Genomic DNA, 16,383 nt, shown 5'->3' on the forward strand with positions numbered 1-16,383 from the left:
GCGCTTTGCGCCCCAAGGGGCGCGGGGAACTGCGCGACCAGCCACGGACGACCCGCGGCCGACAACTCAGTTCATGGTCGCCCCGATAGTCGTGGACCCGGTGGTGAGAAACGTCGTGTTCGGCAGCGACCCATCAGCCCGGCGGGAGCCGTACGCGCTGGCCGCATCGACCGACTTGAAACCCGGCGTAGCCACCCCGCTGTCCCAGTTGTTCGCGGCGGACACCGTCCCCGAACCCAGCTTCGACAACCCGCCCTTGTTGCTCACCGCCAGGTTCCGCGCGAGCCGCGCCTTGCCCGTGGCGAAGTAGAAGCCGGCCTCGGTGTTGGCGTACGCGGTGTTCCGGTTCAGCACGATCGCGCCCGGGTTGGAGTTCTCGGTGAAGCCGTTCAGGGTGTTGTCCCAGGCCGCGTTGTTGTTGACGACATGCGCGACCGTGACGCCCCCGCCGCCCAGCTTGTACCCGTTGCCGTTGCCCTCGAAGGCGCTGTCGCCCCAGCGGTTCTTGCCGTTGCCGAAGGCCCAGGAGTGGTCGATGGTGACCGGCGAGGAGAACTGCCACAGGTCGAGGCCGTCGTCCGAGTTGTTGTACAGCCGCGCCCCGGTGATCCGGTTGCCCGTCCCGGAGCCGAACTTCACCGCGATGCCGTCGGCGTTCTGCCCGTGCCCGGCCGGGTCGTAGTTGCCGTGGCTGTCCAGGTTCTGCACGAGGTTGCCGCTGGTGCCGTCGCCGCGCAGGGTGAACCCGGAGTCGCCGTTGTCGGCGGTGACGAGGTTCTTGAAGACGCCGCCCACGGAGGAGGTGGCGACGAAGCCCTGGGCCGGGGAGTTCTGGAAGGTGAGGTTCTCCACGGTCCAGTAGTCGCCGTAGATCCCGGCCAGCCAGGAGCCGTCGGGCAGCTTGGAGCCGTCGACCTTCACCTCCTCGCCGCTGTACGCCTTCAGCGTGATCCGTGCCGAACTCGTGCCGTTCGCCGTCGACTTAAGCGTGGCCGTCGGGGTGTAGGTGCCGGCCCGGACCTGGATCGTGGTCCCGGCGACCGCGCTCGCGACGGCCGACTGGAGCTGTGCGGTGGAGGATACGGTGACCGTCGTCGAGGCGGCCTCGGCACCGCCTTCGGAGAGGCCGAGACAGACGCCGCCCGCCCCCGCGGCGACGGCCACGGCGGCGGCGATGGAGAGGGTACGGGTCCTGCGGTGGCGTCCGGTGCTGTGACGCACGGGGCGTTCCTTTCCTAGGGGATGGGGACGCCCAGCAGTCGTCACCGGCCCCGGGGAGGTTGCCGTGCCCCGGCGAAAACCGGCGAAACTTTCGCACGACAGCTGCTGATTGACGGATTTACTGCAATCAGTTTCCTGGCCGCCTCACGGCCAGGGTTGTCCGCGAGTTCCCACTGACGCTGGGCGAGGCGGAAAGCAAGAAGTACTGGAAGGACAACCGGCTGTGGAACGCGAGATTCCCAGTGATTCTGGAAGAGGGAGAGCATCCCGCAGCAAGGATGTGCCAACTACTGGCGGCCGCATGGACGATGGCAAATCGGTCGACTGTCCTGAGTTCTGGTGACGCAGTACCCGTTGAACTCCGTCCCCAATGTCAGTACAGCGCTCAGTCCATCGTCGCGCCGATGGTGGTGCTGCCCGTGGTCAGGAACGTGGTCGCGGGCAGTGAGCCGTCGGACTGGCGGGTGTTGTAGGTGGTGGCGGAGTTGGTGGAGACGAAGGACGGGGTGGCCACTCCGGAGTCCCAGTTGTTCAGGTACGAGGTGACCGAGGAGCCCTTGTTCACCGAGCCGCTGCCGTTGGAGACGGCCAGGTTGCGGCCGAGCTTGCCCGCGCCGGTGGCGAAGTAGTAGCCCCACTTGGAGTTCGCGTAGGACGTGGTGCGGTTGAGGACGATCGCGCCGGTGTTGGAGTTCTCGGTGAAGCCGTTGCCCGCGTTGCCCCAGGCCGCGGAGTTGTTGACGACGTGCGCGACGACCTCTCCGTCGCCGCCCAGCTTGTAACCGTTGCCGTCGCCCGCGAAGGCGGAGTCGGACCAGCGGTTGACGCCGTTGCCGAAGGCCCAGGTGTGTTCGACGGTGACCGGCGAGGAGAAGGACCAGAAGTCCAGCCCGTCGTCGGAGTTGTTGTAGAGGCGGACTCCCGTGATCAGATTTCCGCTGCCGGAGCCGTACTTCACGGCGATCCCGTCGGCGTTCTCCCCGTGGTTGGCGGAGTCGTAATGGCCGTAGGAATCAAGGTTCTTGACGGTGTTGTTCGTGGTTCCGTCGCCGGTGAGCGTGAAGCCGGAGTCGCCGCCGTTGATGGTCTTGACGTTGCTCCAGACGGTGCCCGTGCAGGACTGGCAGACGACGGCGCTGTCCGGGGAGTTCTGGAAGGTGAGGTTGGAGACGTTCCAGTAGTCGGCCGTCAGCTTGAAGATCCAGTCCCCGTCGGGCAGCGAGGAGCCGTCGATCCTCACGGTCTCGCTGCCGTACGCCTGGAGGTAGATGCGGTTCGAGGAGCTGCCGTTGGCGGTCGATTGGAGGGTGGCCGTCGGGTAGTAGGTGCCGCCTCGGACCTGGATGACGGTTCCGGCGGTGGCTCCGGAGATCGCGCTGGTCAGCTCGGCGGTGGTGTCGACAACCACGGTCGCGGCCTGGGCCTGGGTGGGGAGGACGGCCAGTCCGACGCCGAGCGCGAGGGCGGTAGTGAGGGGGAGAGCGGTGCGACGAGACATATGGAGCGGTCCTTTCGTCGTGCCGGTGGGGGGATGTGTTCTACGGCCGCCAATCGCCCAAGTAGGCGCGCTTGGTGTGCGCCTCGGCTTCCGCGGGGGCCAGTTGCGGACGGTTCTCGGGGATGGAAATCACCGCGCCGGGGCCGGAGTTGGCGTACTCCCTGAACCGCATGGTCTGCCAGGGGTAGGCGTCCCGCATGTTCGTGTACGGCGCGACGGGATCGACACCGGGCCCGATCCAGGTGTCCCGCACCACCAGCGAGGGCCAGGCGGTCGTCTCGTACGACGGCACCCAGGGCCGCGCCAGTTTGTACGCCGCGTCCTCGGCTCCGGAGGTGATGCGGGAGCGGAGCGCGAGGATGCCGTGGGGGTTGGCGCGGGCCGTGGAGGGGGCGAAGACCATGCCCTTGGGGATGAAGTTCACGTCCCGTTGGAGGGTGTGGAAGCGGCAGTGCTCGAAGACTGCGGTGGCCCGGCCGAAGACGAAGTCGACATCGCCTTCGATGTAGCAGCGGTGGAAGTACTGCCGATCGAAGACGTCCAGGGCGGTCGTCTCGACGAAGAGGGTGTCCTGGTGGGCCAGGAGGCGGACGTTGTCGAAGTGAGTGCGGTCGCCGTAGATGCAGGCCGCGACCGCCTGGGTGCCGGTGATCTCGGGGTGGTCGGCGCGCAGCCAGTCGTTGGCCAGGGTGAGGTCGCGGACGGTGAGTCCGGGGGCGGCCGAGGTGAAGGTCGCCGAACCCGCGGTGCCGTAGGTGCCCGAACCGTCGGGCTTCTGGGTGCCGTTGGCGTTGTCGTAGACGATGACGACGTCCCGCGAATCGCGGGTGGCGCCGCGCAGGGTCAACTCGGCCGCTTGGGGAGGGATTTTGACGACTTCTCGATAAATCCCCGGGTGGACGACTATCGTCCCGCCGGTTCCAGTCACCGCGTCCACGGCCGCCTGGACGGATTCACCCGGCCGGACGTGCAGGACCCGCCGCTCACCGGCAAGTGCCGATCCCGCGCCGGTCGCCACGAGGCCCGCGGTCAGTCCCGCGAGGACGGTGCGCCGGCGCATCTCAGCAGTCCTCCTTCCACGGCTCCCAGTCCCCGAGGTGCGCGGCACGGGTCGCCGAAGCGGCCTGTTCGGGGGTGAGTTGGGGCCGGTTCTCGGGGACGGAGATCGTCGCGCCGGGGCCGGTGTTGCGGTACTCCGCGAACCGCTGGCTCTGCCACGGGTAGTCGTTCGACATGTTGGCGTAGGGCGCGACCGCGTCGATGCCGGGGCCGAGGACGCTGTCCCGGACGGTGAGCATCGGACGGGCCGTACGGTCGGAGCTGGGGACCCAGGGGCGGGCCAGCTTGTAGTAGGCGTCCGGGGCCTCGCTGCTCACCCGGCTCCTGGTGACCAGATAGCCGAGCGGGTTGACGCCCGCAGTCGAGGGCGCGAACACGAAGCCGTACGGCGCCGAGCCCAGGTCGGTGCGGGTCAGCGTACGGAAGTGGCAGTGCTCGAAGACTGCGGTGGCCCGGCCGAAGACGAAGTCGACGTCGCCCTCGGCGTAGCAGTGCGCGAAGTACTGGCGGGCGAAGACGGTGAGCGAGTTGGTGTCGGCGTACAGGGTGTCCTGGTGGCCGAGGAAGCGGCAGTGGTGGAAGGCGGAGCGGTCGCCCGTCACCTTGATGGCGACGGCCTGGGTGCCGCTGACGCCGGGGTGGTCGGCGCGCAGCCAGTCGTTGGCGAAGGTGATCCGGCGGGCGGTGAATCCGTCGGCGCGCACGGTGGTGGTGGCCGAGCCGGTGGTGCCGTAGGTGCCGGAGCCGTCGGGCTTCGGGGTGCCGGCGGCGTTGTCGTAGACGATGACGACGTCCCGCGGGTCGTCGCCGGCGCCTAGCCAGGTCATGTCGGTGCGGGTGGGGTCGACGGCGACGGTCTCCCGGTAGGTGCCGGGCGCGAGGACCAGCGTCCAGCCTCTGCCGGTGGCGGCGGTCACGGCGGACTGCACGGTGGTGTGGTCGCCTCGGCCGCGCGGGTCGACGTAGAGGGTGGTCGGGGTGAGCCGGGCGGCGGGTGAGCCGTACCGGCCGAACGGGCGGGGGCCGGGGGCGGCCTGTGCGGGGGCTGCCGCGCCGAGGGCGGCGGCCGCTCCCGCGCTCGCCACCAGGAATCCCCGTCTGGACAGGGGAAGTTGCATGCGGTGCTCTCCTTTCCGGATGGCGGCCGGGGCGACGGCGCCGCCCCGGCCGCGTGGCGCGAGTCAGCGGATTCAGCAGATACGGCCGGCGCCCGCACGGTGGTCGACGATGCCCGGGACCGCCCGCGGGTGGTCGACCTTGGTGCGCAGGGTGGGCGTCCAGCCCGCTCCGGACTGGAGGGTCTCGGCGGGGATCTCCGCGTTGTGCACGGCGATCAGATCCGTCCGCTTGCCGTTGACGTAGTTGTTCTCGGCGGTGAGCGGAGCCTCGCTCCACTTCTTCAGCACCTTGCCGGTGCTCACCCCGGACGCCAGAGTGAAGGCGTTGTCGGTGGCGTGGAGCCGGGAGGAGGCGCCGATGCCGAAGACGTAGCCGAACTTCTGCCCGCCGGTCACCACGAAGTGGTTGTTGTACGAGTCGACCTGCCCGAACCGGACGCGCGGCGCCCGCTCCACGATGCCCTCGAAGCGGTTGTGGTGGAGGGTGACCTTGAGCTTGCCGGTGTCGGTCGAGCCCGCGCTGTCGCTGTTGCCGATCAGCATGGTCTTGTCGTGGTCGTTGAACGAATTCCACGACACGGTCACGAAGTTGCCGCCGCGGACCACGTCCACCAGGCCGTCGTGCTGCTGGTAGACCTTGCCGAAGTACTCCGGCAGCGCGCTGTCGGGATAGCGGCCGTCGGTAAGCGTGTTGTGGTCGATCCACACATGGGTGGAGCCGTAGACCACGACACCGTCGTACTCGGAGTTCCAGGCGCCGGTCTTGTTGTCGTCGGTCGGGTCCCACTGCGGGAAGCAGTCGACCGGGGCCTCGATGGTGAGGTTCCGGAGGATCACATTGTCGACGGCCTTGATCTGCAGGCTGCCGCCCCGGATCCCGGAGTCCCGGCCCACGCCCACGATGGTGGTGTTGGCCGGCACATTGGCCTTGATCATCTTGTCCTGGTTGGCGGCGGACGCGGCCCGCAGGTCCTCCTGCTCACCACTGACGGGGGTGTCGTGCCCCCACACCGCGGGGTCGTAGTCGGCGAGGTACCGCTGGAAGTCGTACCCCTCCGCCGCGAGCGCGTCACAGCCCTCGGAGACGGCGTCGATCATGCCCTTGACCTTGATGATCCGGGGCGCGGTACCACCTTCCGCGAGCGCGGCCTTGAACTCCGCCCAGGTGGACACGGTGTACACATGCGCGTCGTCGGCGGCCGAACCGCCGGTGGTCCCGGTGCCCTCCGCTGCCCAGCCGTCCCCGGCGGCGAGCACTTCCCGCGCGAGGTCACGGGCCGACCCGGCCTGGGCGACACCGACACCGGCTCCGGTGACACCGAGGACGAGCGAGACACAGCCGGCCAGCACGGCGGTTCTTCCAATGGCATGCCCATGCCATACCTGGTTCATGATGGGGCTCTCTTCTCTACGTCTACGTGGTTGGGGTCAGACAGCTTCCGGCCAGGTGATCCACGACTCCGGGATCGCCTCGTCCAGCCGCCGAAGGTCCCGCGGGCTCAGCACCCGCGTCCGCAGCAGCTCCCGCGCCACGAGCCGCGCCACCTCGATGGCGCCGGGCGGGTTGAAGTGCGTGTTGTCCTGCTCGACGTCGGTCCAGTTGAAGTACTTCTTGGTCTCCTCGACCCCCAGCGACTGCCACAGCTGAAGCGACAGCGCCTGAACGTCGAGCAGAGAGACCCGCTCCTCCTCGGCGAGCGCGCGCATCGCCGCCGGATAATCACCGTGACTGGGCTGGGCGTTGCCCGCGGCATCGAACCGCCGCCGCTCGACAGCGGTCGCGAGCACGGGCCGGGCCCCACGGGCTCGGGCGCCCTCGATGTACAGCCGCAGATAGTCCTGGTACGTGCTCCAGGGCTCGGTGTACCGAACCGCGTCGGTGGTCTTCTCGTCGTTGTGCGCGAACTGGATGACCAGAAGGTCCCCGGGCCGAATGGCCCCGAGGATGACCTCCAGCCGCCCTTCGTCGACAAAGCTCTTGGAACTGCGCCCGTTCACAGCGTGATTGGAGACGACGAGCCCTTTCCGGAGAAAGAAAGGGATGGCCATCCCCCACCCGGTCTCGGGCGCGGCGTCCGCGTATTTCTGGGCGGCGGTGGAATCTCCGGCGATGAACAGCGTACGAGCCCGCTGCTCTCCGGCTTGAGCGGTACCGAAGGTAAGCGGCACGGCAGCCGCAAAGGCGGCACCGGCAACCTGTCTACGGGAAAGTGACAACTGACGTGACCCTTCTTCCCTAGGGGCGCGGGGAACTGCGCGACCAGCCACAACGACCTCGCAGCCCCCCACGATCAACAACCCCCCGATTCCTCAGGACTTCTGCTCACTCCACTCGGCCTGAGCCTCATTCAGCTGCTCAGCAACCGTGTCCAGGAAGTCCTGCGCACTCATCTTCCCGAGCAACACCTTCTGGAAGTTCGGCTCGTTGTCCGCCTTGGAAATCGTGTTCCAGTCAGGCAGGTAGTAGGGGAGCTGAACGATGGTCGTGGAACCGTCGTTCAACGCCGCGGCGGCCAGCTTGGTCGGCTCGGCCTCACCGATCCACGCATCCCCCGCGGCCTCCGTGTTCGACGGAATCGCCCCCGCCGACTCGTTCCACTTCGAGTTGGCCTCGTGCGACGCCGCGAACTCGATGAACTTCCAGGCCGCGTCCTTGTTCTTGGAGCTCTTGAACAGCCCGAGCCCGTCGACGGGGTTGGACACCTGGACCCGCTTGCCGGTGGAACCGACCGGCTGCGGGATGCCCCGGAACTTCTCGACGCCGAGGGCCTTCACGTGGTCCTGGTACGACCCGAGGTTGTGGTTGAGCATCCCGATCGTGCCGGAGTCCCACTGCGCGACCATCTTGGTGAAGTCGTTGTTGAGGTCGGCGGCCGGAGTGACCTTCTTGAACAGCGCCGCGTACTTCTCCAGCGCCTCGACGTTCTTCGGGTCGTTGACGGTGGTCTTGTCACCGTCCCAGAACGTGGTGATCCCGCTCTGCCCGTACATCGCGTCCAGGGCCTGCGCGATCGAGCCCGCACCGCCGCGGATCGTGTACCCGAACTCGTTCTTGCCGGAGTCGGTGAGCTTCTCGGCGGCCGTGTAGAAGGCGTCCCAGGTGGTCGGCTCCTCCAGGCCCGCCTTCTTGAACAGGTCGGTGCGGTAGTAGAGGACACCGTTGTTGGCGGAGGTGGGGATCGAGTACATGTGCTCGTCGGAACCGCCGGCCACCTTGACCGACTCGACCATGTCCTCGTTGAGCTTCCCGGACAGGGAGGACTTGGCGAAGCGGTCCTCGACGGGCTCCAGCGCGTCCTGGGCGGAGATCCCGGCGAGCATCGCGGCGCCGACACCGCCGACGTCGGGCAGTCCGCCGCCCTGGATGGCGGTGTCGTACTTCGACTGCACCTCTGTGGCGGCGATCGGCACGTACTGGACCTTGATGTCCGGGTTCGCCTTCTCGAAGTCGGCGATGATCTCCTTCCAGATGTCGGTGCGCACACCTCCGTTGTTGTCCCAGAAGACGATCTCGCCCTTGCCGGATCCCTCGGATCCCTTGTCCCCGCCGCCGCCACTGCCGTCGTCGCCGCAGGCGGTGGCGGTGAGGGCGAGCACGGAGCCCAGGGCGACGGCCATGGCGGCGCGCCTGCTTCTACGGATGCTGATCTTCATTGGTCGGCTCTCTTCTTCTGGATCGTGCGAGATGCGAGCTATGCAGTTGTGGGGGTCAGTGACGGGCGTACGGCGCCCGGCCGATCGCCTTCTGCGGGCCGGAGAACCGCTCGACCAGGGCGGGGACGGCGGCGGCCGGGTCGAGGCGGTAGTCGTAGAAGTCCCGCGGGTCGAAGGCGGTGCCCCAGGCGTCGTGGCGGCCGGTGGTGTTCTTCAGGATCGAGCCGTGCTGCACCAACTCGGCCGTGGCGTCGGCCTGGTAGGGGTGCTGGACGTCCTGGTAGTAGCTGTTCTCGATGACCATCCTGGTGCGGCCCCGCGACCAGTTCCCGTAGGTCCACACGGGGTCGCCCGGATCCACCTGCGCGGTCAGGTAGTTGTTGTACAGGTGCGCGTAAGCCGCGTTGTCCACGGACGGGTTGCGCTGTTTGGTGTTCGCGAACCAGTTGTGGTCGATGGTGATCTGCGTCTTGACATTGGTGGTCCAACCGAGCCCGAAGGTCTTGTTGTTGTGCTCGAACCGGTTGTAGGAGACGGTGATGTACTCGCTGTCCTTGCGGACGTCGAGCTGTCCGTCGCAGATGTTCGAGAAGCGGTTGTGGTCGACCCAGACGTGCTGGACGGTGTCCATCTGGATGCCGTCGAAGTCGGTGTCCTTGCAGTCCCAGTTGCCCTCGATCGCCGAGTCGCGGATCGTCATGTTGCGGATGATCACGTTGTGGGTGCCGGGGCTCAGATGGAACTCGCCCTGCACCAGCTCACCGCTGTCCCCGACCCCGACGATCGTCTTGTCCGAGGCGACCTCGACGCTCGCCCCGAACGGCTCGGCGGTGATCGTGCCCTGGACCCGGATGACGTACGGCTCGGCCGCCGCCGCGTACTTGACCAGTGCAGCCTGGTCGGTGACCGTGACGACCTTGCCGCCGGCGCCGCCGGTGGTGCCCCCGGCCAGGGAGGCGAACCCGTGCGGACGGTCACCGAAGCGGTCGGCCGTCACCCCGGGTCCGGCCGCGGCGGCGTCCGCCTCGACAACCGGCCCCAGACCGAGGGCGGCGATCAGTCCCACGACGGCGGCCATGGTTCTGCCCGCTCCCGGCAAGCGCTTGCCACGGAGGTGCGTCATTGCGGCTCTCCCAACAGGCTTCGACAGGCTTACGGAGAAGGTGGGTTACGAGGTAGTGACCCTGAAGTGCGTGAAGGTTGCCGCGCCGGCGTGTCCCTGACCGGTGGGCGCGAGGGCGAACAGACCGAGCAGGGCACCGACCCAGCGCCAGGGGGTGGCGGCGAACACGGGACCGGAGGGCGTCCAGCCGTCGCCGACGTCGTAGGAGAAGTGACAGCGGGCACCGGGGGTGATCTCGACGCGGAGCCGGGCGCGGCCAGCGGGGGCCGGGCATGGCCGACTGGCGTCGCGTTCCCGCTCGGCGACGGGCTCGGCGAAGCGGTGGACGAGGTGGACGGCGCCGTCGCCGTCCCGCTGGAGCCCGATCCAGCCGAACGCGTCCCCGAGCACCGCGAGTCCGGCCCGCGCCCCCGGCTCCTCGCTGTCCAGGCGCAGTTCGACCTCGACGGTGGCCGGTGTTCCGGGCAAGCGCTGGGTGAGGACGTTGGCCAGTCTGCGCAGGTCGTGCGCGTCGTCCGAGCGGACGCAGGTGAGCCGGAGCCCGTCTGCGGAGTGCTGGGTGGACCAGCCCTCGCGCGGATTGGCCGTCCACTGCCACTGCCTGCCGTACCGGCCGCCGGGGAAGTCGTCGTCGGTGGCGGGCGCGGCGGGCGGCTGCGGCGGCAGCGCGGGCTTGCGGTGTACGGCGACGGGGGCGCCGTCGGCCCCGAGCGCCGGCCAGCCGTCGGCGGCCCAGCGCATCGGCTGGAGGTGCACGACCCGGCCGTAGGCACCCCGCTGCTGGAAGTGGACGAACCAGTCCTCGCCGGCCGGGGTGCGCACCCAGCCGCCCTGGTGGGGGCCGTTGATGTCGGTGTCCCGCTGTTCGAGGACGATCCGCTCCTCGTAGGGGCCGAAGAAGGCGCGCGAGCGGAAGGCGCCCTGCCAGCCGGTCTCCACTCCCCCGGCGGGGGCGAGGATCCAGAACCAGCCGTCGTGCCGGTAGAGCTTGGGGCCCTCCAGGGTGAACCAGCCGGGGATCCGGTCGCCGTCGACGATCACCTTGCCCTCGTCGAGGAGTTCGGTGCCGTCGGGGTGCATCCGGTGCCCGGTGAGACGGTTCTTGACGCCGGAGCGTGACTTGGCCCAGGCGTGCACCAGATAGGCCTCGCCGGTCTCCTCGTCCCACAGCGGGCACGGGTCGATCAGGCCCTTGCCCGCCTTGACCAGGTGCGGCCGGGTCCAAGGGCCCCGGATCGAGGGGGCGTTGACCTGGTAGACGCCCTGGTCGGGGTCGCCCCAGAAGATCCAGAAACGGTCGGCGTGATGGCGCAGGGAGGGCGCCCAGACACCGCAGTCGTGCCGTGGGGTGCGGAACTCGGCGGCCGGTTCGAGGCGTTCGAGGGCATGGCCGATGAGGGTCCAGTTGACGAGGTCGCGGGAGTGCAGCAGCGGCAGTCCCGGGACTCGGCCGAAGCTGGAGGCGGTGAGGTAGAAGTCGTCCCCGACGCGCAGGACGTCCGGGTCGGACCAGTCGGCGTTCAGGATGGGGTTGGTGTACGTGGTCACGGGCTCACCGCCTTGCGGACCAGGGCGGCGGCAGCGGCGCGGTCGAGGCGGCCGTCCGCCACGACGGTGACCACGCGCCGGACCACGGTGTCGCCGGGCGGCACCGGCAGCCGCTGGTCGTGGGCGAGGGAGGAACCGACGCCCGGGAACTCGTCGGCGCGCACGAACCAGGGGTCCTGGCGGGTGCGTTCGGTGGCGCCCGCGAAGACCAGCGTCCAGGTCGAGCCGACCAGCGCGACCCACCCGGCCCGGCTGCCGTGCGCCCGCTCCTCGCCCTCCGCGTCCGGGGTGAGGACGTCCGCGGGCGTGTCCTCCTTGCGGGCCCGCCAGAAGAATCCGCCGTAGGCCGCGCCGGGGCGACCGTTGGTGGCGGGGCTGCCGATGGACAGCGCGCCCGCGGTGACGTTGGTGAGCGAGAAGGTGAAGTCCAACGCCCAGGCGGAGTCGGTGAGTTCGGTCGCGGCGACGGTACGGCGCTCGCGCAGCAGCTCGGCACCGGACGCCATCCAGCGCAGCTCCTGGACGAACCCGTCGGGGTCGCGGAGCTGGAAGCCCGAGTGGCGCTGGGCGCCGTGGTTGTCCAGCTCGGTCGGTCCCTGGTCGCGGACGTAGGTGCGCCCGCCCCAGAAGTTGTGCCCCTCGACGTCGGGAACGGCGACACCGACGCCGAGGTGATGGAGGTGGTCGGCGGGCTGGAGCTCGGTGACCGCCGTACCGGACAGGGTGGTGACCGGGTGCAGATACGGGCGAGGGGAGAGCCGGTCCGGGAGTTCGGGCCGGGTGACGTACCGGCCGACCGGACGGCCCGCGACGCGCAGGACCGGGGTGTCGCTGGACGTCATCATGTGCTCACCTCTTTGCGGAGACCGTGGGGAAGCGCCCAGGGGGCACCCAGCTCGGAGTAGAGGGCGAGGGTGTCGGCGGCGGCCGCGACCAGTCCGTCCACGCCGGGCACGACCCGGCGCTGTTCACCGGGGAGCAGCTGCCAGGCCCCCTCGGGCAGCGGGGCGGGGTCGGGGGCCAGCCGGATCGCCTCGACGACCTTCATGAAGGCACCGGTCAGTTCGGGGGTGACGAGGAGTTCGTCGCCGTCGGTGAGATGCGCGACGAGGTTCTCCAGCAGGTCGGTGCGGCCGTACTCGGACTCCTGGGGGCCGTGGCCCGCGCGCTGGAGCAGCACCCGGTCCTGCTTGTACCAGAAGGTGATCCGGCCGCTGCTGCCGTGCACCACGACATACGGCTCGTCGGGTTGCTCGGCGCACAGGGTGGCGGCGACGGTGACCGGGTGGCCCTGGGCGGTGGCGACCCGGACACAGGAGGTGTCGTCGGACTCGATGTCGTTGGCGCGCAGCAGCTCGGTCTCGACGTCGGTGACGTCCTCGGCGCGGTCGGCGCCGCCGAGGACGAGGGCGGTGGCGACGGCGTGCGCGAGCGGGTTGGTGAGCGCCCCGTCGATCACGTCGACGCCGTTCAGGCGCCGCTTCCCGGCCCAGGGGGCGCGGCGGTAGTAGGACTCGGGGCGGGCCCAGGCGCCGGCGCCGCCGATGCCGACGAGTTCGCCGATGGTGCCGTCGGCGATCATCCGACGGATCGCGGGCACCGCGTGCGAGCCGAGCGACTGGAAGCCGATCTGACAGGCGACGCCCGCCGCGGCGACTCCGTCGGCCATGCGCCGGAACTCCGCGTAGGAGGGGGCGGGCGGCTTCTCCAGGAGGAGGTGCACGCCGCGCCGGGCCGCTTCGAGCGCCAGGTCGGTGTGGGTGGGGATCGGGGTGCAGATCACCGCGACCCGGGCGCCGGTGGAGTCCAGCAGCGCGCCGAAGTCGGCGGACTGCTCGGGCGTGCCGAGCCCCTCGGGGATCTCCTCCCCGGTCAGCGGCGTCAGCTCGCAGATGCCCGCCAGCCGGACGACGCCCTTGTCCTGGAGCCGTCGGATGTTGTCCAGGTGCCAGCGGCCGTGCCCGCGCGCGCCCGCCAGAACGATGTCCACGCTCATGGGATCCTCCCTGCGCCCGCGCCACGGGCCACCGCTCGGTCGGCCGCCGCGGCGCTGTCGATCTTTGTGTGCAGGGTAGGTGTCCAGCCCACGTCGGCCGTGAGGTCACGCTCGCTGCCGGAGTTGTAGGCGTTGTAGATGGTGCGCAGATCGACGGGGAAGCCGTTGAAGAGGGTGCCCTCGTCGTGCAGGGCGCTGCCGTTCCAGCCCTTGACCAGGTCGGCGACCTCGATGTGGCCGGGGGCGGTGAAGGCGTTGTTCTGGACGTACAGGGCGGACTCGGTCCCGATGCCCAGCGAGTAGCGGTGGCCGTCCTCGACGACGTACCGGTTGTTGTAGACGTGCACCTGTCCGAAGCGGACACGCGGGGCGCGCTGGACGACTGACTCGAACTGGTTGTGGTGCAGGGTGACGCGGAGCCTGCCGCGGTCGCCGGTGGCAGTGTCGCCGTTGCCGATGAGCATCGCCTTGTCGTGTCCGGCGAACCGGCTCCAGGAGACGGTGACCAGGTCGGAGGCGTTGGTGATGTCGAGCAGTCCGTCGTGGCGCAGGAAGTTGCGGCCGAAGTGGGTGGGCTCCTCCTCGTCCGGGTGGCCCTTGTCGCTGAACGTCACGTGGTCGACCCAGACATGGGAGGCGCCGCGCAGCCAGAGGTTGTCGTAGGCCGTCTTCCAGTCGCCGAGGCCACCGGAGTTGGGCTGCCAGACGGGGAAGCAGTCGTAGGCGTCGCGGAGTTCGAGGTTGCGGACGATGACGTTGGAGGCGTCCCTGACCTGGAGGCTCGCGCCTTTCAGGACAGCGCCCTTCAGGCCGACGATCGTGGTGTTGGAGCCGACGGTCAGCTCGACGCGTTCGGCCTGGCGGGCGGCCGAGGCCTGGCGGGCCGACTCCTGGGGGCCGCTGGGTTTGGCGGCGCCCCAGGTGCGGGGGTCGTAGGCGGTGAGGTAGCTCTTCAGGTCGTAGCCGTTGGTGGCGTAGTCGGCGCAGTCCAGGTGGTCGCCGTCGTCGTCGGTGTTGGCGTCGATCGTCCCGGCGATCTTGATGATCTTCGGGGTGGCGCTGCCGCCGTCGAGGGCGCGGACGAGTCCGGCGCGGTCGGTGACCGTGAAGACATGGGCGTCGTCGGCCGCCGAGCCGCCGGTCGTGCCGGTGCCGTAGGAGGCCCAGCCGTCGCTGGCCGGCAGGGTGTCGCGGCTGATGTCGCGGCCTTCGGCGTGCGCGGGGAAGCTGAACACGCCCAGCAAGGCCAGCGGGACGATGAACCGGTGCCGTCTCACCCCTTCACCGCCCCTGCACTGAAGCCGGTGATCAGCCACTTCTGGATGAAGGCGAACACGATCACCACGGGTACGGCGGCGACGATGCCGCCCGCGGCGAGCGCGCCGAGGTCGACGCTGTCCGCGCTCATCAGGGTGTTGAGGCCGACCGGGATGGTCTGCTTCTCCTGGTTGTTGAGGAACATCAGGGCGAACAGGAAGTGGTTCCAGGAGTGCACGAAGGCGAAGGAGCCGACGGCGATCAGACCGGGCCGCAGCAGCGGGAGCACGACGACCCGGAAGGCCCGCAGCCGGCCGCAGCCGTCCACCCAGGCGGCCTCCTCCAGTGAGTACGGCACGTTCTTGATGAAGTTGCTGATCAGGATCATCGACAGCGGCAGCTGGAAGACGGTCTCGGCGAGGATGACGCTGCCCAGCGAGTTGATCATCTGGAGTTCGGCGAAGATCTCGAACAGCGGCACCAGCAGCAGCGCGCCCGGCACGAACTGGGAGCAGAGCAGGGCCAGCATGAACGCCTGCTTGATCTTGAAGTCGAAGCGGGCGAGGGCGTAGCCGCCGGCCAGGGCGACCACCGTCGTCATCACCAGGGTGGCGAGGCCGACGTAGACGCTGTTCTGGAAGTAGGTGCCGAAGCTGCGTTCGTTCCAGACCTTGTCGAAGTGGTCGAAGGTCATCGGCCAGGGCACCAGGGAGGTGGAGCCGGCCGGGCGGAGCGCGAAGAGCAGGATCCAGTAGAAGGGGATCAGGGTGAAGAGCAGGTAGATGCCGAGCGGGAGGTAGATCTGCCAGCGCGGAACCTCGTCCCAGGCGCGGTGCTTGCCGGAAGGGCGGGGCGGCGGCGGGGACTTGCGGGCGGTGTCCATGGCCGGGGTGGCTTCCTTGAGGCTCACTTGCTCTCACCTCCGAACTTGCTCAGCCGCAGATAGACCATCGAGCAGAAGAGCAGGATCACGAACGCGACGGTCGTCAGGGCCGACGCGTAGCCGAAGTTGTGGGCGTCGACGCTGGTGTTGGCGATGTACAGCGGGAGGGTCGTCGTCTCGCCCGCGGGTCCGCCGCCGGTGAGGGTGTAGAGCAGATCGACGTTGTTGAACTCCCAGACCGCGCGCAGCAGCGTGGAGAGGATGATGGCGTCCTTCAGATGGGGCAGCGTGATGTGCCAGAACTGCTTGAACCGGCTGGCCCCGTCGACCTCGGCGGCCTCGTAGAGGTCCTTGGAGACGGACTGGAGGTCGGCGAGGATGAGGATCGCGAAGAAGGGCACCCCGCGCCACAGGTCGGCGACGATCGCCGCCGGGAAGACGGTGGAGGTGTCCGACAGCCAGCTGGTGCCGTAGGAGCCGATGCCCATGTCCGCGAGGTAACGGGTGATGCCCGTCTGGGAGTTGTAGAGCAGCACCCAGATCGCGGAGGTCAGCACACCGGAGACGGCCCACGGCGAGAAGACCAGCGCGCGGCCCATGGCCCGCCCGACGAAGGTCTGGTTGACGATGAGGGCCAGCGCAAGTCCGAACAGCAGCTGGAGTCCGACCTCGACGAAGACCCACTTGGCGCTGAAGGTCAGGGTGTCCCAGAACAGCGGGTCGTCGGTGAAGGCGTGGACGAAGTTGTCGAAGCCCGCGTAGCCGTTCCGCCAGGGCTTGGTGGGGTTGTAGTTCTGGAGGCTGTAGTAGAAGACGCTGATGACCGGGTAGGCGATGAAGCCCAGCATGAGCAGGGCGGCCGGGGCGATCAGCAGGTAGGGGAGCCTGCGCGGGGTCGCGGAGGCACGGCGCCGCCTCGGTGGCGCGGGCGGTTTCGCCACGGCAGCGGCTTGGGCCATGACTGTTTCTCCGTTCTCGGTGAAGCGCTTTCCGATCACTGTTCGATATCTCGACCAAAGAGTGCGG

13 protein-coding genes and 1 pseudogene are annotated in these 16,383 nt (G+C 69.1%); all 14 read right to left on the reverse strand.

Annotated features, from left to right (window positions below):
- Positions 1 to 66: 66 nt before the first annotated feature.
- Positions 67 to 1,221: a right-handed parallel beta-helix repeat-containing protein gene (locus STRCI_RS10075; RefSeq protein WP_269658533.1), complete on the reverse strand. Its 1,155-nt coding sequence runs from the start codon at positions 1,219 to 1,221 to the stop codon at positions 67 to 69.
- A 385-nt stretch (positions 1,222 to 1,606) separates the two neighbouring features.
- Complete coding sequence (locus STRCI_RS10080) at positions 1,607 to 2,719, reverse strand: right-handed parallel beta-helix repeat-containing protein (RefSeq protein WP_269658534.1); 1,113 nt, start codon at positions 2,717 to 2,719, stop codon at positions 1,607 to 1,609.
- Positions 2,720 to 2,759: 40 nt separating this feature from the next.
- Positions 2,760 to 3,779 (reverse strand): pectinesterase family protein, encoded by a 1,020-nt coding sequence (locus STRCI_RS10085; protein WP_269658535.1) that lies wholly within the window; start codon positions 3,777 to 3,779, stop codon positions 2,760 to 2,762.
- A 1-nt stretch (position 3,780) separates the two neighbouring features.
- A complete protein-coding gene (locus tag STRCI_RS10090; protein WP_269658536.1) occupies positions 3,781 to 4,896 on the reverse strand; it encodes a pectinesterase family protein in 1,116 nt (371 codons plus the stop codon).
- A 72-nt stretch (positions 4,897 to 4,968) separates the two neighbouring features.
- The gene (locus STRCI_RS10095; RefSeq protein WP_269658537.1) at positions 4,969 to 6,288 is read right to left on the reverse strand and encodes a pectate lyase family protein; all 1,320 of its coding nucleotides are present in this window, start codon (positions 6,286 to 6,288) and stop codon (positions 4,969 to 4,971) included.
- A 36-nt stretch (positions 6,289 to 6,324) separates the two neighbouring features.
- Entirely contained in the window at positions 6,325 to 7,113 is a 789-nt protein-coding gene (locus tag STRCI_RS10100) for a rhamnogalacturonan acetylesterase (RefSeq protein ID WP_269658538.1), read from the reverse strand.
- Positions 7,114 to 7,206: 93 nt separating this feature from the next.
- On the reverse strand, positions 7,207 to 8,550 hold the full coding sequence (locus STRCI_RS10105; protein ID WP_269658539.1) for an ABC transporter substrate-binding protein: 1,344 nt from the start codon (positions 8,548 to 8,550) through the stop codon (positions 7,207 to 7,209).
- Between the two features lie 79 nt (positions 8,551 to 8,629).
- A pseudogene (locus STRCI_RS10110) lies at positions 8,630 to 9,673 on the reverse strand (pectate lyase family protein); the annotation flags it as partial.
- A 45-nt stretch (positions 9,674 to 9,718) separates the two neighbouring features.
- Complete coding sequence (locus STRCI_RS10115) at positions 9,719 to 11,221, reverse strand: glycoside hydrolase family 43 protein (RefSeq protein WP_269658541.1); 1,503 nt, start codon at positions 11,219 to 11,221, stop codon at positions 9,719 to 9,721.
- Complete coding sequence (locus tag STRCI_RS10120) at positions 11,218 to 12,063, reverse strand: DUF6807 domain-containing protein (RefSeq protein WP_269664519.1); 846 nt, start codon at positions 12,061 to 12,063, stop codon at positions 11,218 to 11,220. Before STRCI_RS10120 ends, STRCI_RS10115 begins: the two co-directional genes overlap by 4 nt.
- Positions 12,063 to 13,217, reverse strand: a complete 1,155-nt coding sequence (locus STRCI_RS10125; RefSeq protein WP_269658542.1) for a Gfo/Idh/MocA family protein — start codon at positions 13,215 to 13,217, stop codon at positions 12,063 to 12,065. The genes STRCI_RS10120 and STRCI_RS10125 overlap by 1 nt, the downstream gene beginning before the upstream one ends.
- Positions 13,214 to 14,494 (reverse strand): pectate lyase family protein, encoded by a 1,281-nt coding sequence (locus STRCI_RS10130; RefSeq protein ID WP_269658543.1) that lies wholly within the window; start codon positions 14,492 to 14,494, stop codon positions 13,214 to 13,216. The genes STRCI_RS10125 and STRCI_RS10130 overlap by 4 nt, the downstream gene beginning before the upstream one ends.
- On the reverse strand, positions 14,491 to 15,384 hold the full coding sequence (locus STRCI_RS10135; protein ID WP_418953319.1) for a carbohydrate ABC transporter permease: 894 nt from the start codon (positions 15,382 to 15,384) through the stop codon (positions 14,491 to 14,493). The genes STRCI_RS10130 and STRCI_RS10135 overlap by 4 nt, the downstream gene beginning before the upstream one ends.
- Positions 15,381 to 16,316 (reverse strand): carbohydrate ABC transporter permease, encoded by a 936-nt coding sequence (locus tag STRCI_RS10140; RefSeq protein WP_015661326.1) that lies wholly within the window; start codon positions 16,314 to 16,316, stop codon positions 15,381 to 15,383. The genes STRCI_RS10135 and STRCI_RS10140 overlap by 4 nt, the downstream gene beginning before the upstream one ends.
- Positions 16,317 to 16,383 lie beyond the last annotated feature (67 nt).

The organism is Streptomyces cinnabarinus, from assembly GCF_027270315.1.
Classification (GTDB): domain Bacteria; phylum Actinomycetota; class Actinomycetes; order Streptomycetales; family Streptomycetaceae; genus Streptomyces; species Streptomyces cinnabarinus.